Raw genomic sequence first — 19,034 nt, 5'->3', positions numbered from 1 at the left:
CCCGGCACGTCATTCCCGGATGAAAGGCACCACGTGCCCGGCACGGCGACGGACACCGGCTCGTTCACCTCACCCCAGCCCCCGCATCGGCCGCAGCGCGCCGGCCCGTCCTCGACCGGCAGCCCACCCGGCACCACCGCGGACCAGTTCGCCGCACAACGATGCTGAGCCCAGTTGATCACCATGCGTCACAGCACTCCCCCGTTGTTCTACGGTGTGTGAACACGAGGGGGTTGCGCCGTGACTTGAGCGTGACTTTTGCCGGGCAGGTCAACCAGGTCATTGCTTCCTCCGTATACCCATGTAGATTCCCGCACACCGCGACGGCCGTATGGGTGACTGTCGTCGGCTCGCGCGCCGCACGCGAAATGGAGGCAGCATGCAGGCGAACGCCCAGACCGCCCAGGTCGACGACCTGACACTCATCGCGCTGCCCACCGCGGTGAACTGCGCGGATCTGTTCGTCCGGTTCACGTTGAGCGAGTGGCGGCTGCGCAACATGGTCGGCGAGTGCTCCGCCGTCGCGTGCGCCCTGGTGGAGGCGGCCGTCGAGTCCGCCGACCCGAAGACCTCACGGCTGATCACGCTGCGGCTGCGACTGACCGGCGAGTACCTCGTGGTGGAGCTGGAGGCGGCCAGGTTCACGATGCCGCCCGCCTCCCCCGACCTGCGCACCGGTGAGCTGCAGCTCGACGGCGGCGTGAAGCTCGTCTGGTGCGAGATCCCGCTGCCGACCGGCGTCAACGCGGGTGCCGTGCCGCTGCCCCGCCGCGAACGCCGCCGCTCGCCCGCCGCCGAGGCGCTGGGCGACGAGCCGGACGTCGATCCCGAGCTCATCCAGCGCATCCTGTTCGGACTGGGCGGCTCCACGGGCGGCGGCGCCCACAGGTAGTCCTTTTGCACATGAGAAGGGCGCGTCCACCGGTGGACGCGCCCTTCTCATGTCTCTGGCGCTTATTTCCCGGTATTCCTCTGCTGAATCCGAAAAGATCGCGAGCAGAGCGCTGCCGAATCGTCACTGATAGAGCACTGGATGTGAAAGCCCGTGGAAGAAGTGCGCTGAGCCCATGGGCAGGACGCGGGTCAGATGTTCTGGTTCGCGAAGCCCTTGGTCGCGATCTTCGACAGCATCGACTGCCACACCGAGGAGCTGGTGTGCGGGTCGCCGGTGATGGCGAGCGCGGACTTGAGGCCGTTGAACGCACTGGTCGTGGCGGGACCCCAGATGCCGTCGATCGCCAGCCCCGCGCCGCGGAAGTTGTTGCACACGGCCTGGACGAACTTCGTGTCGGACTCGGAGTCCTTGACCGCGCGGACCGGCATGCCGCCGAAGTCGGAGTGGATGTGGTCGGCGTGGTCGGCGTTGTACCAGCCGTCGAGCACGTAGCGGAACCGGCGGCGGCACACGGCCTCCGTCGCGAGGTAGCGCTTGCGGACCGAGGCGGTGCCCGAGGCGTGGGCCTGGTCGAGCGGCGAGATGGTGTTGCCACCGGACCAGCGGACGTGGTCGAGGTCCATCGCGGTGCCGGCGCCGTGCTGGCCGGGCTTGTCGACGTAGAAGCCGGCCGACACGATGTAGCTGATCGAGCCGTAGCTCGACGACAGCGAGCGCAGGTCGCGGATCCACGCCACGAGCGCGTTGTAGAACGCGTCGGTGCACTGCCAGTTGCGCAGGGTGGTGTTGCCGCGGTTGGAGCGCCAGTAGTACACGGGCGTGCCGTCGATCTTCTGGAACGTCATCAGCGCGGCGGCGCTGACGTCGGAGGCGGCGAACTCCTCCTCGCGGTGCTGGTCGCCGATCTTCGGGTCGGCGGCCGCCAGGCCGGGCGCGATGGTGGACAGGCCGGCGAGACCGGCGACCGCCGCCGCGCCCGTGACGAAGCCGCGCCTGGTGACGTTGTTCTCGAACACCCCAGATCTCCCTCTGTGCTCAGGCCGGCGCCGCCAGGAGGAAGGGCCTGTCCGTGCTACCGGCCTGAGCGAGTCTAGGGATGGCGTTCGACCCGGGGAACGCGCCCTGAGCTGTGCTTTTCCTCCGCCTTTACCGCTGTGACGGGGCGGTGGCGACCGGTCTCAGCCGACCGCGCCGAGCACGCGGATCAGGTTGCGCTCGGTGTCGTTGCGGCCCACGAACCGCAGGCCGTCCTGGTCGTCACCGGTCAGCTCCTACACCAGCTCGGTGTTCACCCCATCGGGTTACCCGCGCTGCGACAGCGCTGACTACGAACCGCTGCCGCGCGGCTGCCGGTCCACGGCCTGGACGGTCTCCAGGATGATCGGCTGCGTCCTGCGGCCGGTGAGCAGGTTCCAGCCCCAGTTGGCGAGCACGGCCGCCCGGTTGCGCCAGCCGACCAGGAACGCGATGTGCACGCCGGCCCACGCGGCCTTGCCGATGAGGCCCTTGAGCCGCAGCTTCTTGATGTCCGCGACGGCGTCACCGGGCGAGATCGTGGCCATCGTGCCGAGGTCGAGGTACTTGAACGGCTTCGCCGCCGTGCCCGCCAACCGGGCCTTGATCACGCGGGCGACGTGGTGGCCCTCCTGCAGCGCGGGCTCGGCGATGCCCGGCAGGTCGTTCAGGTTGGCCATGTCGCCGATCGCGAAGATGTTCGGCGTCACCGAGCAGTCCGCGGGGTTCACGACGACCCGGCCCTTGCGGTCCAGTTCGGCTCCCGTGGCCTCGGCGAGCTTGCGCGACAGCGGCGAGGCCTGCACGCCGGCGGCCCAGATGATCGTGCGCGCCTCGACCCGGTCACCGTCCTTGGTGGTCAGGCCGTGCTCGTCGATCGCCGCCACCATGGCGCCGGTCATGACCGTGACGCCGAGCTGTTCGAGCTTCGCCCGCGCGTGCTTGCGCAGCGGCTCGGAGAACGGCGGCAGCACGTGCGGCACGGCGTCCAGCAGCGTGATGCGCAGGTCGCGCGGGTCGATCCCGCGGAACTGGCCCTTCAACGCCCGCCGCGCGAGGTCCGCGAGCTGCCCGGCCAGCTCCACACCGGTCGGCCCGGCACCGATCACCGCGAACGACAACCACTCCTTCGGGTCACCGGTGACCGCGTGCTCGAACGCCCGCAGCAGCCGCGACCGCAGCGTGACGGCCTGCTCCAGCGTCTTCATCGGCGGCGCGTGCTCGGCCCACTCGTCGTGGCCGAAGTAGCTGTCCCGCGCACCGGCCGCCACGACCAGCGTGTCGTAGGGGACGCGGTGGGCGGTGCCGTCGGCGAGGTCGACGTCCACCAGCTGCTTCTCGGTGTCGAAGCCGGTCACCTCGCCCAGCAGCACGTGGGCGTTGTCCTGCTTGCGCAGGATCGCACGGAACGCGGGCGCGATGTCGCCCGCGGGCAGCAACGCCGTCGCCACCTGGTAGAGCAACGGCTGGAAGAGGTGGTGGTTGGCGCGGTCGATCAGCGTGACGTCGACGTCCGCGCGACGGAGTCCGCGCACGACGCTCAGTCCGCCGAACCCGCCGCCGACGACGACTACCCGTTGCTTGGCCATGCACCCCGCATACCCCGCGACGGCCCCAGGCATGCAGCGACCCGACGCGGGTACTCCGACGGCATGACCACCACCGGCGACCAGTCGCTCTGGCTCTCCGCCCTGCCCGGGCAGTCCCGTCCCCAGCTCACCGGCACCCACACGTTCGACGTCGCGGTCGCCGGCGGCGGCATCACCGGCCTGACCACCGCCCTGCTGCTCAAGCGCCGCGGCCTGCGGGTCGTGGTCCTGGAGGCGGACCGCATCGCGTCCGGTGCGTCCGGCAACAACACCGCCAAGGTCACCGCGTTGCAGTCCACTGTGTACTCCACGCTGGTCTGCACGCACGACGTCGCGACCGCCACCGACTACGCCTCCGCCTCCCGGGCCGCGGTCGACCAGGTCGCCGACCTCGTGCAGCACGAGGAGATCGCCTGCGACCTGCGCCGCGGTGCCGCCGCCACCTACGCCTACACCGAGGACGAGGTGCAGACGGTCGAGGAGGAGTTCCAGCACGCGCGCAAGGCCGGGTTGCCGGTCCGCCTGGACACGGACCTCGACCTGCCGTTCGAGGTGCACGCCGCCGTGCGGCTGGACGACCAGCTGACCCTGCACCCGGTCAAGTACCTGCACGGGCTGGCCGCCGCGATCGACGGTGACGGCAGCAAGGTCTACGAGCACAGCCGCGTGCTGGACGTGACCGGCCACAAACTGACCACCGCCGACGGCGAGGTGCACTTCGACCGGCTCGTGCTCGCCACGCACTACCCGCTGCTCGACCGCGGCCTGTTCTTCCCGCGCCTCAAGACCCCGCGCTCCTACGCCATCGCCGCCCGGCTGGACGGACCGCCGCCGAGCGCGCTCGCGATCAGCGCGGGCAGCCCGTCGTGGTCGATCAGCGCGCACGGCGACCAGCTGATCGTCTGCGGCCAGGGCCACGAGACGGGCAAGCCGGCGCAGGAGCCGTACCGGCGCCTGGAGGAGTTCGCCCGCAGGCACTGGCCCGTCACCGAGGTCACCCACCGGTGGTCGGCGCAGGACCCGACCGCCTACGACCACCTGCCGATGATCGGCAGCTACACGCCGGGCGCGAGCACGATCTTCACCGCCACCGGCTACATGAAGTGGGGCCTGACCTCCGGCACGTTCGCCGCGTCCGTGCTCGCGGACCTCGTGACCGGCAAGCCCAACGAGCTGGCCGAGCGGTTCAGCCCGCACCGGTTGTCGCTCAAGTCGCTGCCGGAGCTGGTGAAGAAGAACGCCGAGGTGGCGGTGGAGATGGTCGGCGACCGGGTCGTGCCCGCCGACGCCACGAACAGCGACCGGCTGCCGCCCGACCACGCGCACGTCATCCGCGACGGGCTGGGCAAGACCGGTGTCTACCGCGACCCGGAGGGTCAGCTGCACGCGGTGTCGATGCGCTGCACGCACCTGGGGTGTTTCGTGCGGTTCAACTCCGCCGAGCGCAGCTGGGACTGCCCGTGCCACGGCTCGCGGTTCGACGTGGACGGCAACGTGCTGGAGGGACCGGCCACCAAGCCGCTGCCCCGGCGCGACCCGAAGTAGGCCCTCGGGCACGGCGGACGGGCCGGCCGCGACACGCGCTGCCGGCCCGTCCGCCGTGTGCTCAGCTCTTGGCGACCAGCGTCAGCACGTCGTAGCGCGCGACCGACTCGCCCTTCTGGTTCGCCACGTCGGCGTCCCAGCGCACCTCGCCGTAGTCCTGGTCCTCGCGCGGCGTGATCTGCTTGACCGTCAACGTCACCGTGAGCTCGTCGCCGGGGAACGTCGGCGTGACGAACCGCAGGTTCTCCAGCCCGTAGTTGGCGAGCACCGGCCCCGGCTCCGGCGACACGAACAGCCCGGCCGCGAACGAGACGACCAGGTAGCCGTGCGCGACCCGGCCGCCGAAGAACGGGTTGGCCGCCGCGGCCTCCTCGTCCATGTGCGCGTAGAACGTGTCGCCGGTGAACTCCGCGAAGTGCTCGATGTCCGCCATCGTCACCGTCCGCGGCCCGGCCACGACCGTGTCACCCAGCCGCAGCTCCGCCAGCGTCTTGCGGAACGGGTGCACCTCGGTCTCGGTCCGCGGCGCACCGGCGACCCACCGGTTCGTCACGGCGGCCAACGCCTTCGGCGAGCCCTGCACGGCGGTGCGCTGCATGTGGTGCAGCACGCCGCGCATGCCGCCCATCTCCTCGCCACCACCGGCACGGCCGGGACCACCGTGCACCAGCATCGGCAGCGGCGACCCGTGCCCGGTCGACTCGCCCGCGTCGTCGCGGTCCAGCACCAGCAGCCGCCCGTGCCACGGCGCCACCCCGATCACGACGTCGCGCACGAAGTCGCTGTCCGCCGAGACGATCGACCCGACCAGCGAGCCGGACCCCCTGGCGGCCAGCGTGACCGCGTCCTCGACGGAGTCGTACGGCATCAGGGTGGACACCGGCCCGAACGCCTCGACCTCGTGCGGCTGCACCGCGTCCGCGGCCGCGCGCAGCAACATCGGCGACATGAACGCACCACGCTCGGCGTCAGCGTCCACAAGGGACAGCGGGCCGTCGCCGTAGACCACGGAAGCGTTCTCCCGCAGTGCCTTCAGCGACCGCCACACCTCCTCGCGCTGCTCCAGCCCGGCGAGCGCGCCCATCTTCACCGACTTGTCGGCCGGGTTGCCGATGACCACCTCGGCGAGCTTCGCGGCCGTCGCCTCGCCCACCGCGTCGATCAGCGACGCCGGCACCAGCGCCCGCCGGATCGCCGTGCACTTCTGCCCGGCCTTGGTCGTCATCTCCGTGACCAGCTGACCGACGAACAGGTCGAACTCCGGCGTCCCCGGAACGGCGTCGGGCCCGAGGATCGAGCAGTTCAGCGAGTCGGCCTCGGCGTTGAACCGCACCGACGACCGGACCACGGCCTGGTGCGTGCGCAGGTGCTGGGCGGTCGAGGCGGACCCGGTGAACCCGACCAGGTCCTGCTCGGTCAGGTGGTCCAGCAGGTCGCCGGCCGACCCGCAGACCAGCTGCAGCGACCCCTCCGGCAGCAGCCCGGACGCGAGCATCAGCTCGACCAGCTTCTCGGTGACGTATGCGGTCTGCGAGGCCGGCTTGATGAGCGTCGGCATCCCGGCGATGAACGCGGGCGCGAACTTCTCGAGCGGCCCCCACATCGGGAAGTTGTAGGCGTTGATCTGCACCGCGACCCCGCGCAACGGCGTGCAGATGTGCTGGCCCACGAACGTGCCGCCACGCCCCAGCGGCTCCACCGGCCCGTCGACGTAGACCTTGTCGTTGGGCAGCTCGCGCTTGGCCTTCGACGCGTACCCGAGCAGCACGCCGAAACCGCCGTCGACGTCGATCCACGAGTCCGACCTCGTCGCACCGCTGCGGGCGGACAACGCGTACAGCTCGGCCTTGTGCTCCTTGAGGTGCAGCCCGAGCGCCTTCAGCAGCTGCGCCCGCTGGTGGAAGGTCAGCTCGCGCAACGCCGGCCCGCCCACGCGGCGGCCGTGGTCGAGCGCGGCCCTCATGTCGATGCCCGCCGACGAGATCCGGGCGATCTCCTCCCCCGTCACGGCGTCGTGCAACGGCGCGCCCTCGGCGTCCGGCGTGTGCCACTTCCCCGACACGTAACTGCGCAGCAAGCTCATCGAGCCAACCCTTCTCCGCGGAGGGCGATGGATCTTCATCGACCCGTCTACCGGGGAAAACTCCCGGTTCTGGGGAGTTTTCACCACGGCTGGCACCGTATCAGCCGACGCCCCTCCGCTGTCGTGCCTCGACCACGGCCCGGTCAGCCCTGCCGCACGGCGAGGCCGAGACGGTGAGAACGCGGTCGGGGTCAACGGTCAGCTCGACCAGGCCCGGCAACGCGCAGGCGATGAGCACGGTTTCGGCTCAACGCAGCCGATGACGTACGAACGAACAGTCATGCGACTGACGCGACGAAGCACAGCACGTCCCTAGGGTCGGCAACGCGATCATCTGCACGAGTGCGTTGGGACGGTAGTGACATGAACGGCGCCGAGTCCGACCGGGCATTGGCGCGGCTGCAGGCCGCCCTCACGGCCCGGTCGGTGGTCATGGGCTGGTCGGAAGGGCTTGAGGTGATCGAGCTCGTCCGCGCGGCGAAGCACGCCGGGTGGCTCGAACGGTTGCGCGACACGATCACGGCCGGTGGCCTCTCCCGTGCGTCGGGGGTGGCGTTGGAACAGGTGACGAACGTGCTGGCGGTGTTCGAAACCGCCGGTGTCGTCCGGTCGGAGGAGGACGTCTTCTGCCTGACCGACGGGTTCGACGCGCTGCTGGCCGGAGCCGGTGGCGTCGAGCTGACGGCCGCGCTCGACCTGGTCGAGACCGCCCGCGCCCAGCACGCGCGGGCGGTGCTGCGGGACGAACGGCGCCAGGGCCTGACCGGCGAGCAGGCGCTCACCGTGGCCCGCTACTGGGGAACGAGGGCCACCTCCGGGTCGTGGGAGTTGTTCGACCTGCTCTACCGGCACCTGCCGGAGTACCGCGAACGGCTCGAAGCCGGCGGTCCCCTGCTCGACGTGGGCAGCGGCGTCGGCGGCGCGCTGCTGACGACGCTGGGACTGTTCGACCGGCTGCGGGCGGTCGGCGTCGAGGTCGTCGCGGAGGTCGCGGACGAGCTGCGGGAGCGTGCGGACGAGGCCGGTGTCGCGGACCGCGTGGAGATCCGCACCTCGGACGCCCGCGCGCTGACCGACGAGTCGGCCTTCGCCGTCTGCCACTGGGCGCAGGCGTTCTTCACCGACGACGCCCGCGCGGACACGCTCGCCGCGATCCTGCGCGCGTTGCGCCCGGACGGTCTGCTCGTGCTGCGGGAGCTGTTCCCGCCGCAGCAGGAGGCCACGGTCCGCGGCGCGCTGGACCGCCTGTTCTACCGCCAGCAGCGGGTGGCGTACGGCCTGTCCGCCGAGGACCTCGCCGCCGAGGGCGAGAAGGCGGGTTTCACCGGTGCCCAGGTCGTCGACAGCCCGCTGGGCCGGCTGGTGCTGCTGCGCAAGCCCCTCGACTGAGGCCGCACGCGGAGGCGCCATCGCGCGGCGGACGTCGTCCCCGCGAGGCCACCGTCCACAGTGAGCTCACGGGCCGAAGAGGGCGGCGCAGTGGTCCGCGAACGCTTGCGCGCGACGGGTCAGCGGCCCGCCCTCGGCCCAGCCCAGCACCACCGGCGTGGTCGGCACGGCGTCGCGCAGCGGCAGGCTGACGACCTCCAGCCCCTCGTAGGACTGCGACACGGCCGGTTGCTGGACGGTCATCGAGTAGCCGATGCCGCGCGCCACCAGCGACCGGGCGAGCTCGAAGCTGCGGGCCCGGTGCGTGACGACCATCTCCAGGCCCGCTGCCGCGAACACCGAGCGGAAGTAGTGCTCGCTCGGCGGGACGTCCAGCAGCACGAACGGGTCACCGGCCAGCTCGCGCAGGTGGACCGCGCGGCGGCGGCGCAAGCGGTGCCCGTGCGGCAGCAGGACCTTCGGCTGCTGGTCGTACAACGTGCGGAACGCGAGCCCCGGCCGCAGGTCCTGGTCGTAGAGGAACGCCACCTCGCACCGGCCGGTGAGCAGGTGCTCCCCGATCTCCGGCAGGCTGCCCTCGACGAACCGCACGGACACCTCGGGGTAGGCCCGCGCGAACGTCGCCATCGCCGCCGGCAGGTGGAACGGCGCGATCGGCGCGTAGCACCCGACGACCAGCGTGCCGCTGACGTGCCGGCTCAGCCCGCGGGCCTCGGCGCCGAGGTCGCCCATCGCGCCGACCACCCGGCGTGCGTCGGCGATGACCCGGCGGCCGGCCGCGGTCAGCGCGGCGCCCCTGCGCGGTGACCGGACCACCAGCTGGAGGTCCAGGACGCGTTCGAGCTCGGTGAGCGCCAACGAGACCGCGGCCTGCGAGACGTGGCAGCGCTCGGCCGCGGCCGTGAGCGAGCCGGTCTCCGCGACCGCGATCAGGTACTCGAGCTGCCGCAGCGTCACGTTGGGCAGATTCATCAGCCCAACTTATAACTCACCTGAGAAACTTCAGCTGGTCTGCGGCGCCGCGAGTCGGCATCGTCCACACCGTGACCCGACCACACCGCCACCCGTTCGTCCCTTACGCACCACCGCGGCTGCCGATCGCGGAGGGCCTCGACCGCGGCCGGGCCTTCCACCGGTTGCTCGACGGGCGCCGTTCGGTGCGCTGGTTCTCGCCCGATCCGGTGCCGGCGGAGGCGATCGAGCTCGCCGTGCAGGCCGCGAACACCGCGCCGAGCGGTGCCCACCAGCAGCCGTGGCGGTTCGTCGCGACGTCGGACCCCGGCCTCAAGCGCCGCGTCCGCGAGGCCGCCGAGAAGGAGGAACGCGCCTTCTACCGGGAACGCGACGTCCCCGCGTGGCACGCCGCACTGGCCCGGCTGGAGACCGACGAGCACAAGGAGTTCCTGGAGGTCGCGCCCTGGCTGGTGGTCGCGTTCGCGCAGAAGCAGCAGAACGGCCAGAAAACCTACTACACCAACGAAAGCGTCGGCATCGCGTGCGGGTTCTTCATCGCGGCGCTGCACTCGATGGGCCTTGCGACGCTGACCCACACGCCGAACCCGATGACGTTCCTGGCCGACCTGCTGGGCCGGCCGTCCGAGCGGCCGTACGTGCTGTTCCCCGTCGGCTACCCCGCCGACGACTGCGAGGTGCCCGACCTGAGCCGCAAACCGCTGACCGAGGCGCTGACGTTCGTCGGCGGGCTTGCCTGATCCTGCGCCGGCGAGGACGATCGGGCAGGTGGACGAGCTGCGCGCGCTGATCGGCAGGCACGCCCGGCCCGACCTGGCCACGCCGATCGAGGACGTCCTGATGTCCCGGATCACGTCGAACCGGGAAGGGCCGGCGATGACCGGCACGATCCTCGCGTTCGTGGCACAGGGCCGCAAACGCGTCGCGCTCGGCGACCGGGTCCACGACTACGGGGCCGGCCAGTACCTGGTGGCCTCGGTCGACCTGCCGATCACCGGCGACTGGGTCGGCGTGAGCCCGGCGAACCCCGCGCTCGGCATCGGCGTCGTCCTGCGGCCCCGGGCCGTGACCGAACTGCTGCTGCGCCACGACCTGCCCGGCACCGGCGGCACCCCGCGGGGCCTGGCCGTCAGCGACACGACACCCGAGCTCCTCGACGCCGTCACGAGGCTCGCCCGGCTCGTGGAACAGCCACGTGACGCCGCGGTGCTCGCGCCGTTGGTCAAGCAGGAGATCCTCTGGCGGGTCATGACCGGCGAGCAGGGCGCCGCCGTGCGGCAGCTGGGCCGCGGCGACTCCAGCCTGAGCCACGTCGCCAGGGCGGTGAGCTGGATCCGCGCGCACCACGCCGAGTCGTTCAAGGTGGCGGACGTCGCGAAGCTCGCGGGCATGAGCGAGTCGGCGTTCTACCGCAACTTCCAGGCCGTCACCGCGATGAGCCCGATCCAGTTCCAGAAGCAGATCCGGTTGCAGGAGGCCAGGTTGCTGCTCGCGACCGGCCGGGACGTCACGCGGATCAGCCACCAGGTCGGCTACGACAGCCCGTCGCAGTTCAGCCGCGAGTACCGCCGCCGGTTCGGCGTGGCACCCAGCCGGGACACCGTGCTCAGTCCCGAACCTGCTTTCTGACGTCGAGGTACACCGCGCGCACCGCGAGCGTGCGCTCGACCCGTTCGAGCACGGAGGCGAAGAACTGCCGCCGGTGCTCGTTGTCGCTCATCGACGTCACCGACAGGTACATGCTGCCGAACGCCGCGAACAGCGTGGCGTTGCGCAGCATCGCCGCGGGCAGCCCGAGGACCGGCGACATCACGGGCGGTGCCCCGATCCACTGCTCGGCCACCGCCGGCGTCACGACGATCAGCCCGAGCAGCACGAAGAACGCGAACAGCGCGAGCCCGATCACCGCAGCCTGCACGAGCTGCCGCGTGGCCAGCATGACCAGCAGGTTCCGCAGCTGCCGGCCGGTGAGCCGCTTGGGCTGCAACGGTTCCGCGACCTCGACGCCGGCCAGCGGCGTGCCCTTGCAGGCCAGCGCCAGCACCTCGGGCCGCAGGTCCTGTTCCACCCGCCCGATCTCGTCGCGCAACCGGGCGGCCGCGGCCAGCACCGTGATCGCCGCGAACAGCAGCACGACCAGGCTCACCCGCTGCCACGACAGCTGGTTCATCGCCTGCCACAGCTCACCGGTGAAGAACAGGAACAGCGTCACGAACAGCATCGGCGGCAACGCCCGCCCCAGCAGGTACACGCTGTTGCGCAGGTCGTGCAGCGTGAACCGGATCGCCGCGCGGACCAGGCCCGCCAGCCCGTACGTCGTGAACACCATCGTCGCCACGAACGCCACGCCGAAGAAGACGGCGAACCCGACCAGCCCGAACAGCTCCTCGCCCGGCGCGGTGATCGTGTCGTCGATGACCAGCTGCAGCAACGGCACCGCCAGCGGCATCGCCGCGTACACGCCGACCAGCAGGAAGGTCGTGCGCCGCGAGAACGTCGGCAGCCGCCGCACGAACACCGAGAGCAGCGCCCACGCGGCGACCATCACGACGACGATGACGCCGAGCAGCACCCACCGCCCGGCCCCGGCCGCCCGCAGCGGCACCAGCCACGCGAGGCTGCCGACCGTGATGAACGCCAGCACCGGCAGCATCCGCGGCAGCACGTGCGTCAGGAACCCGTAGCCCTCGATCATGGTCGGCGCGCCCTGCCGGACGAACCACTGCTCGGTCCGCCGGACCGCCGTCGAGGAACGCATGCGGGAGATCTTCCCCCAACGGCCGGACGAGGACGCCGTCCGCGTCCGGGAACCCGCACCGCCGCAACAAGGAGCCGCCGCGGTCACGTCTGCCGCACGGCCGCCTCACCTGCCCGGCGGCGCACCGGCGCGGTCACCTCATCCGCGTTCGAGCACCTTCGCCAGCAGGCTGAAGTAGTGCGTCGGCGCGATCCTGGCGAGCGCGTCGAACAGGTACGCGTCCGGCCCGACCAGGATCCGCGCCTTGCCCTTCTCGACGCCGCGGTGGATGACCTCCGCCGCCCGGTCCGGTGTGGTCAGCGCGATGGCGTCGAAGTCGGCGGCCATCTGCTCCAGGTCGCGCCCGCGGTTCTCGGGGTCGCGGGGGATGCGGCCGTTGCGGATGATGTTGGTCTTGATCCCGCCGGGGTGCACGGTGACCGCGGAGACGCCGGTGCCGCGCAGCTCCTGCCGCAGCGAGTCGGTGAACCCGCGCACCGCGAACTTGGCCGAGCAGTAGGCGCTGTTGTTCGGCATCCCGACCAGTCCGTAGACGCTGGAGGTGTTCACGACGACGCCGTAGTTCTGCTTCACCAGCACCGGCAGGAACGCCCGCGTCCCGTTCACGACACCCCAGTAGTTGATGTCGAAGAGCCAGGTGTCGTCCTCGGGCACGGAGTTCAGCACGCTCGTCGCCGTCGCCACGCCCGCGTTGTTGAACACGGCGGCCAGCGGCAGGTCCAGCCACTCCCGCGTCTCCTGGGCGAACCGGTGGAAGTCCTCGGCGTCGCGCACGTCGAGCACCCGGCTCAGCACCGGCCCGGACAGCGAGGCCGCTGTCTTCGCGAGCTCCTCGGCGTTGACGTCGGCGATGACCACCGGTGAGCCGTGCCTCGACAGCCGCTGCGCGAGGCTGCGGCCGATGCCCGAGGCGGCACCGGTGATCACGACGGGCCGGCCGGCGATCCTGCGCACCATGGGTGTGCTCCTGTCGTCGTGGGCGGGAGCCGCCCACGTTTCCAGTGATCGCCGGCCGGCACCAGGTCCGGCTCGGGGACGGGTGAAGGCACGACTCACCTGCGCAGCTCGGGGAACTGCTCGTCACGCCACTCCCCCGCGTGGCCGGCGCCCTGCTCCTCGCGGCCGCGCAGGTCGACGCGGCGGATCTTGCCGGACACCGTCTTGGGCAGCTCGGCGAACTCCAGCCGCCGGATCCGCTGGTAGGGCGCCAGGTTCTCGCGGGCGTGCCGCAGGATCTGCAGCGCCGTCTCCCTGGTCGGCTCCCAGCCGGGGCTCAGCGCCACGTACGCCTTGGGCACCGCGAGCCGCAGCGGGTCCGGTGCCGGCACGACCGCGGCCTCGGTGACGGCGGGGTGCTCGATCAGCACGCTCTCCAGCTCGAACGGCGAGATCTTGTAGTCCGACGCCTTGAAGACGTCGTCGGACCGGCCGATGTAGAACAGGTAGCCGTCCTCGTCGCGGGAGGCGATGTCGCCGGTGTGGTAGTAGCCGCCGGCCATCGCCTCGTCGTTGCGCTCGGGGTCGCCGTGGTAGCCGGCCATCAGGCTCATCGGGCGTTCGCGCAGGTCGATGCAGATCTCGCCCTCGTCGGCGGGCTCGCCGGTGATGGGGTCGACCAGCACGACCGGGACGCCGGGCAGCGGCCGTCCCATCGAGCCGAGCTTCACCTCGTCGCCGGGCAGGTTGCCCACCGACAGCGTGGTCTCGGTCTGCCCGAACCCGTCGCGCAGCGTAAGGCCCCACTGCTGCTGGACCTGCTCGACCACCTCCGGGTTGAGCGGTTCGCCCGCGGCCACGACCTCGCGCAGCGCACCCGGTCCGCCGCTCAGGTCGGCCTTGATCAGCATCCGCCACACCGTCGGCGGCGCGCAGAACGTGGTGACGTGCTTGGCGCGGATCTGGCCGAGCAGGGCCTGGGCGTCGAAGCGGGTGTAGTTGTAGACGAAGATCGTCGCCTCGGCGATCCACGGCGCGAAGAAGCAGCTCCACGCGTGCTTGGCCCAGCCGGGCGAGCTGATGTTGAGGTGCACGTCGCCGGGCCGGATGCCGATCCAGCGCATGGTCGTGACGTGGCCGACCGGGTAGGACGCCTGGGTGTGCTCGACCAGCTTGGGGCGGCTGGTCGTGCCGGAGGTGAAGTACAGCAGCAGCCGGTCGTCGGCACGGGTCTGCGGGTGCGGCAGCGGGTCGTCCGGTGACTCGCCGGCCTGCGCGAAGTCGTGCCAGCCGGCCGGCGCGCCGCCGACGGCCATCAGCACCGCACCGGCTTCCCCGGCCACGCCCTCGAACTTGCCCGCGTCCTCGGCGCGTGCGACGACGTGGCGGACGTTGCCGCGGCGCAGGCGGTCGGCGAGGTCGGCGGTGCCGAGCGCGGTGGTGGTCGGCATGATCACCGCGCCGAGCTTCATCACCGCGAGCATCGACTCCCACAGCTCGACCTGGTTGCCGAGCATGATCATGACGCTGTCGCCCTTGCCGACACCGTGCCCCGCGAGCCAGTGCGCGACCTGGTTGGAGCGGCGGCGCAGCTCGTCGAACGAGTACGCGCGCTCCCGCCCGTCCTCCTCCACGATGTGCAACGCGGTGGCGGAGTTGTCCCCGGCGATGACGTCGAACCAGTCGTGCGCCCAGTTGAAGGCGTCCGGGAAGCTCGGCCAGCGGAACGACTCCGGGTCGGTGAGCATGAGGTCGCGCGCCGCGCGGTAGGTGTCGTGACTGGCCATCGGTTGGCTCCCTTCGCTGGCTGACGAGGGTCCGTGGCCCCCAGGCCGTTCCGGTACCCCCGTCCGGGGGTGCACTCCTTTTCGGGGGTGCCGCTGTCGGGAAGACTGCCGCACGTGCTGCCGGACCGCTTCCCCGCGCTGCTGCCGCAACGCCTGGACATGCTCCGCCGCGCCACTGGACTGCCGGTGGTGTTCGGCGGTGCCGTCACGCCGGCGAACCAGCTGGTGCTCTCGCACTTCCACGGCACGCGCGGCACGTCGTTGCACGGCCTGCGGGTCGGCACCGGGCGTGGCCTGGGCGGCACGGCGGTCGCGATGGGCACCCCGGTGCGCGTCACCGACTACGCCTCCACCCGCGCGATCACCCACGAGTTCGACCGCATGGTGGTCGGCGAGGAACGGCTGACCTCCGTGTTCGCCTACCCGGTCGCGGTGCGCGGCACCGTGCACGGCGTGCTCTACGGCGCCGTGCGCGGCAACGCCACCGTCGGCGACCGGGCGATCCGACTGGCCGGGGCGATCGCGCACGGCTTCGCACAGGACCTGGACATGCCATCACCGCACACCCAAGCGGCACTGCGCGAACTGGCGGAGGTCGCCCGGCTCGTCGGCGACCCGGCCCTGCGCGAGCGGCTCCGCAAGGTGCACCGGGACCTCGGCGGCGAGCCGGTGCCCGCGACCGTTGCCACCCCGCTGACCCCACGGGAGCTCGACGTCCTGCGGCTGGCCGCGGTCGGCGGGTCGAACCGCGAGATCGCCGCGGAGCTCGGGCTGAGCGCCGAGACCGTGAAGGCGTACCTGAAGGGCGCGATGCGCAAGCTCGGAGTCCACAACCGCACGGCCGCGGTGCACGCGGCGCGATCTTCGGGGGTGCTGTGATGGCGGTGGCCCGCTGGCTCGGCGAGCAGACGTGGCTGGCGCGCCTGCGCCCGGTCGTCATGGCGTTCGACCGCGCCCTCTACAGGATCAGCGGCGGGCGGGTGATGACGACGACGTTCAGCGGGCAGAAGGGCCTGACGCTGATCTCGACCGGCGCGAAGAGCGGCCTGCGCAGGGAGACGCCGATGCAGTACGTGCCGGACGGTGACAGCGTGCTGGTCGCCGGCACCAACTGGGGTCAGCCGAACCACCCCGCCTGGACCGCGAACCTGCTGAGGCACCCGGACGCGCAGGCGAACATCGGCGGCACGGTCCGCCCCGTCCACGCGCGGCTGCTCGAAGGCGCCGAACGGGACGAGGCGTGGGGCAAGATGCTCGCGGTGTGGCCGGCGTTCGACGGGTACGTCACGCGGTCCGGACGTCAGCCACGGGTGTTCCGGCTGGTGCCCGCGTCCGGCTGAGCTCCCAGGCCAGCCACCCGCAGCCCACGAGCAGCAGCACGCCGTGCGCGATCCGGACGGCGGGCGGGGTGAAGAACTGCGGCAGGAACAACGCGAACCCGGCCGCGAACAGCCACGCCGGCACCGTCCCGCGCCGCACCGCGACCAGGACCGCACCGACGCCCATGGCGACCAGCCCGGCGGCGAAGGTCGCCATGGCGACCGGGTTGTAGCGCACGGCCTCGACCAGTTCGAGGAGGTTCGGCTGCCCGGCCAGCTCGTGCAGGCCGAAGTCCTCGGCGCCGTAGTACGGCAGCGTCAGCCCGGCACCCACCCAGAACGTGATCGCGGCCGTGCGGTGGACCTCCAGCAGCGCGATCGGCACGAGGATGAACCCGATCATGGCGAACAGGTGCGCCGCGACCCAGGCACCGGAGCCCATCGCGGCGGCGGCACCGGCCACCGTGCTCTCGTCCTCCCACGGTCTGACCGCCGGGTAGAGCAGGAACAGCACACCGGCCGCGGCGAGCGCGATCCTCATCGTTTCCCCCTGAGACTGTCCAGGTACATCCGGACGAGCTGGTCGTAGGTGTCGTCGAGCCCCTCCGGCAGGCCGAACCCGCCACTGGACTCGATGTGCGCGAACCCGTGCACGACCACCCGCAGCCTGCGCGTCGCGTGGACCGCCTCGGAGCCTTCGAGGCCGTGCCCGCGCAACGTCGCGAACAGGACCTCCATCAGCTTCGCCCCGGCGTCCTTGAGCACCGGGTCGTGCAACGGGTCCATCGGCATGGCCGCGTACCGCCTCGGGTGCTCGCGGACGTAGGCGCGGTACTCGTGCATCAACGTCTCGACGGCGTCGTCACCCGACCTGCCGAGCACCGCCGTGGTGAACCGGCCGGTCATGTCCTCCAGCACCCGGACGCCCACGAGTGCCTTGAGCTCGGCGAGGCTTGCGACGTGCTTGTAGAGCGAGGGCGTGGCGACACCGGTGCGTGCGGCGACGGCGGCGAGCGTGAGCCCGTCGGCGCCGTGCTCGTCGAGCAACGCCAGCGCGGCGTCGACGACGGAGGCGGTGGTGAGACGTCGGCGAACGGTCATAGCTTAAAAGCTAATCCTATTAGCCATCCTCGTCAAGCCGGACGGCTGCTTCCTGACGGCGAAGGTGTGGCGCCCGCGCGACTCCTGCCGCCAGCAGCATCCACCGACCCGGCACGGCGAGCGCGGAGACGAGGTTCACCGGGTCGGAGCCGTGCCGCAGCGCCACGGTCCGAACCTGCCTCCCACCCCTGCGAGCCGCAAGTTCCACTCGAAGGCACCCAAACGTGCTGATCAGACGCGGGATCCCCTGAGAGCGCTCTCATCTGACAAGAACCTGAAAACCTTTACACGTTGACCGAGAGTCACGGCATGACAACACTTCCGAACCACTGGGCGCACAACTAAACACCCGGAAAGGTCGGTTCGATGCATCGACGCATCGGGACGGCCCTCGCTGCCGCCGCTTTGGTCGCCGCGGGGTTCACCGTCGCCACCACCAGCCAAGCTCCCCCTGCCAACGCGGCGGTGACCTGGGCCGACGAGTTCAACGCACCCGCCGGCACCGGTGTCGACGGGAGCAAGTGGCAGATGGAAGTCGGCAACAACAACGGCAACAACAAGGAACACCAGTGGTACCAGGCGGGTACCTCGAACGCGGCGCACGACGGCCAGGGCAACCTGGTGATCACCGCCAAGCGCGAGAACCCCGGCAACTACAACTGCTGGTACGGCAGGTGTCAGTACACCTCGGCCCGCATCAACACCGCGGGCAAGTTCACCCAGACCTACGGCCGCTTCGAAGCGCGCATGAAGATGCCGCGCGGCAAGGGCATCTGGCCGGCGTTCTGGATGCTGGGTGCCGACATCAACAGCGGCAACCCGTGGCCGGGCTCCGGTGAGATCGACGTCATGGAGTTCCTGGGACACCAGACGAACACCGTGTACGGCACCATCCACGGCCCCGGCTACAGCGGCGCCGGCGGCAAGTCCCACGCCTACAACGGCCCGAACTTCTCCGACGGCTTCCACAACTTCGCCGTCGACTGGAAGCCGGGCGAGATCACGTGGTCGGTGGACGGCAACGTCTACGCCCGCAACACCCCGACGGACGTCAACGGCAACCCGTGGGTGTTCAACAAGCCGTTCTTCATCATCATCAACCTCGCGGTCGGTGGTGAGTGGCCCGGCTACCCCGACGCCAGCACGACGTTCCCGCAGCAGCTCGTGATCGACTGGGTCCGCGTCTCCAACGACACCCCGCCCAGCGGCGGTGGCTCGGAGATCCGCGGCATCGGCGGCAAGTGCCTCGACGTGCCCTGGGCCAACACGGCCAACGGCACGCCCATCCAGGTCGTCGGCTGCAACGGCAACGCGGCCCAGAAGTGGAGCCGTCCCGGTGACGGCACGATCCGCGCGCTGGGCAAGTGCCTCGACGTCAACGGCGGCGGCACCGCGAACGGCACGGTGGTCCAGCTCTGGGACTGCAACGGGTCCGCGGCTCAGAAGTGGACCGTCAGCGGGGCACAGGACATCGTGAACCCGCAGGCCAACAAGTGCCTGGACACCGTGGGAGGGTCCTCGGCGGACGGCACGAGAACGCACATCTGGCAGTGTCTCGGCGTGGCCAGCCAGAAGTGGCAGGTCTGACCTAGAAGCCTCCGCGCGCGCCACACCGGCCCGTGCGGAGAACAGCTGGACGCGAACCC

At 71.1% G+C, this 19,034-nt stretch carries 18 protein-coding genes; 8 read left to right on the top strand and 10 right to left on the bottom strand.

Annotated features, from left to right (window positions below):
• Positions 1 to 379: 379 nt before the first annotated feature.
• Entirely contained in the window at positions 380 to 892 is a 513-nt protein-coding gene (locus ADL03_RS36100) for a hypothetical protein (RefSeq protein ID WP_053738113.1), read from the top strand.
• A 191-nt stretch (positions 893 to 1,083) separates the two neighbouring features.
• On the opposite strand, the gene ADL03_RS36095 is transcribed toward ADL03_RS36100, so the two are convergent.
• Together ADL03_RS36095 and ADL03_RS36090 are read right to left on the bottom strand one after the other, a co-directional pair.
• Entirely contained in the window at positions 1,084 to 1,911 is an 828-nt protein-coding gene (locus tag ADL03_RS36095; protein ID WP_053738112.1) for an extensin family protein, read from the bottom strand.
• A 309-nt stretch (positions 1,912 to 2,220) separates the two neighbouring features.
• Positions 2,221 to 3,498 (bottom strand): NAD(P)/FAD-dependent oxidoreductase, encoded by a 1,278-nt coding sequence (locus tag ADL03_RS36090; RefSeq protein ID WP_053738111.1) that lies wholly within the window; start codon positions 3,496 to 3,498, stop codon positions 2,221 to 2,223.
• Positions 3,499 to 3,561: 63 nt separating this feature from the next.
• On the opposite strand from ADL03_RS36090, the gene ADL03_RS36085 reads away from it, so the two are divergent.
• Positions 3,562 to 5,043 carry an FAD-dependent oxidoreductase gene (locus tag ADL03_RS36085; RefSeq protein WP_053738110.1) on the top strand — a complete coding sequence of 494 codons (1,482 nt, stop codon included), beginning with the start codon at positions 3,562 to 3,564 and terminating at the stop codon, positions 5,041 to 5,043.
• Positions 5,044 to 5,104: 61 nt separating this feature from the next.
• Here ADL03_RS36085 and paaZ read toward each other — a convergent pair whose 3' ends face one another.
• Both paaZ and ADL03_RS47650 read right to left on the bottom strand, forming a co-directional pair.
• A complete protein-coding gene (paaZ, locus tag ADL03_RS36080) occupies positions 5,105 to 7,126 on the bottom strand; it encodes a phenylacetic acid degradation bifunctional protein PaaZ (protein ID WP_053738109.1) in 2,022 nt (673 codons plus the stop codon).
• A gap of 100 nt (positions 7,127 to 7,226) precedes the next feature.
• A complete protein-coding gene (locus ADL03_RS47650) occupies positions 7,227 to 7,364 on the bottom strand; it encodes a hypothetical protein (protein WP_157529601.1) in 138 nt (45 codons plus the stop codon).
• Positions 7,365 to 7,489: 125 nt separating this feature from the next.
• Between ADL03_RS47650 and ADL03_RS36075 the strand changes: the two genes are divergently transcribed.
• Positions 7,490 to 8,515 (top strand): cyclopropane-fatty-acyl-phospholipid synthase family protein, encoded by a 1,026-nt coding sequence (locus ADL03_RS36075; RefSeq protein WP_053738108.1) that lies wholly within the window; start codon positions 7,490 to 7,492, stop codon positions 8,513 to 8,515.
• A gap of 66 nt (positions 8,516 to 8,581) precedes the next feature.
• On the opposite strand, the gene ADL03_RS36070 is transcribed toward ADL03_RS36075, so the two are convergent.
• Positions 8,582 to 9,487 (bottom strand): LysR family transcriptional regulator, encoded by a 906-nt coding sequence (locus ADL03_RS36070; RefSeq protein ID WP_053738107.1) that lies wholly within the window; start codon positions 9,485 to 9,487, stop codon positions 8,582 to 8,584.
• A 71-nt stretch (positions 9,488 to 9,558) separates the two neighbouring features.
• On the opposite strand from ADL03_RS36070, the gene ADL03_RS36065 reads away from it, so the two are divergent.
• Positions 9,559 to 10,227, top strand: a complete 669-nt coding sequence (locus ADL03_RS36065; protein ID WP_053738106.1) for a nitroreductase family protein — start codon at positions 9,559 to 9,561, stop codon at positions 10,225 to 10,227.
• A gap of 28 nt (positions 10,228 to 10,255) precedes the next feature.
• Positions 10,256 to 11,116, top strand: coding sequence for an AraC family transcriptional regulator (locus ADL03_RS36060; protein ID WP_053738105.1), 861 nt, complete (start codon positions 10,256 to 10,258; stop codon positions 11,114 to 11,116).
• Here the strand turns inward: ADL03_RS36060 and ADL03_RS36055 are convergent.
• The 3 genes from ADL03_RS36055 to ADL03_RS36045 form a co-directional block, all read right to left on the bottom strand.
• Entirely contained in the window at positions 11,094 to 12,245 is a 1,152-nt protein-coding gene (locus tag ADL03_RS36055; RefSeq protein WP_053738104.1) for a hypothetical protein, read from the bottom strand. The two genes, ADL03_RS36060 and ADL03_RS36055, sit on opposite strands and share 23 nt — an antisense overlap.
• A gap of 138 nt (positions 12,246 to 12,383) precedes the next feature.
• Entirely contained in the window at positions 12,384 to 13,202 is an 819-nt protein-coding gene (locus tag ADL03_RS36050) for an SDR family oxidoreductase (protein ID WP_053738103.1), read from the bottom strand.
• Positions 13,203 to 13,297: 95 nt separating this feature from the next.
• Complete coding sequence (locus ADL03_RS36045; protein ID WP_053738102.1) at positions 13,298 to 14,968, bottom strand: AMP-binding protein; 1,671 nt, start codon at positions 14,966 to 14,968, stop codon at positions 13,298 to 13,300.
• Between the two features lie 33 nt (positions 14,969 to 15,001).
• Between ADL03_RS36045 and ADL03_RS36040 the strand changes: the two genes are divergently transcribed.
• Positions 15,002 to 15,847, top strand: coding sequence for a LuxR C-terminal-related transcriptional regulator (locus tag ADL03_RS36040; protein ID WP_231642707.1), 846 nt, complete (start codon positions 15,002 to 15,004; stop codon positions 15,845 to 15,847).
• Positions 15,847 to 16,308 carry a nitroreductase family deazaflavin-dependent oxidoreductase gene (locus tag ADL03_RS36035; protein WP_053738100.1) on the top strand — a complete coding sequence of 154 codons (462 nt, stop codon included), beginning with the start codon at positions 15,847 to 15,849 and terminating at the stop codon, positions 16,306 to 16,308. Before ADL03_RS36040 ends, ADL03_RS36035 begins: the two co-directional genes overlap by 1 nt.
• Here the strand turns inward: ADL03_RS36035 and ADL03_RS36030 are convergent.
• The gene (locus tag ADL03_RS36030) at positions 16,253 to 16,828 is read right to left on the bottom strand and encodes a hypothetical protein (protein WP_053738099.1); all 576 of its coding nucleotides are present in this window, start codon (positions 16,826 to 16,828) and stop codon (positions 16,253 to 16,255) included. The two genes, ADL03_RS36035 and ADL03_RS36030, sit on opposite strands and share 56 nt — an antisense overlap.
• The gene (locus tag ADL03_RS36025; RefSeq protein ID WP_053738098.1) at positions 16,825 to 17,388 is read right to left on the bottom strand and encodes a TetR/AcrR family transcriptional regulator; all 564 of its coding nucleotides are present in this window, start codon (positions 17,386 to 17,388) and stop codon (positions 16,825 to 16,827) included. Before ADL03_RS36025 ends, ADL03_RS36030 begins: the two co-directional genes overlap by 4 nt.
• Positions 17,389 to 17,754: 366 nt before the next feature.
• Here ADL03_RS36025 and ADL03_RS36020 point away from each other — a divergent pair, with 366 nt between their 5' ends.
• Entirely contained in the window at positions 17,755 to 18,975 is a 1,221-nt protein-coding gene (locus ADL03_RS36020; RefSeq protein WP_053738097.1) for a glycoside hydrolase family 16 protein, read from the top strand.
• Positions 18,976 to 19,034: the final 59 nt, after the last annotated feature.

The sequence above is a fragment of the Nocardia sp. NRRL S-836 genome (assembly GCF_001279525.1).
Lineage (GTDB): Bacteria > Actinomycetota > Actinomycetes > Mycobacteriales > Pseudonocardiaceae > Lentzea.
The sequence above is the reverse complement of the archived record's forward strand: the minus strand, read 5'-3'. Positions and strand labels throughout refer to the sequence as shown.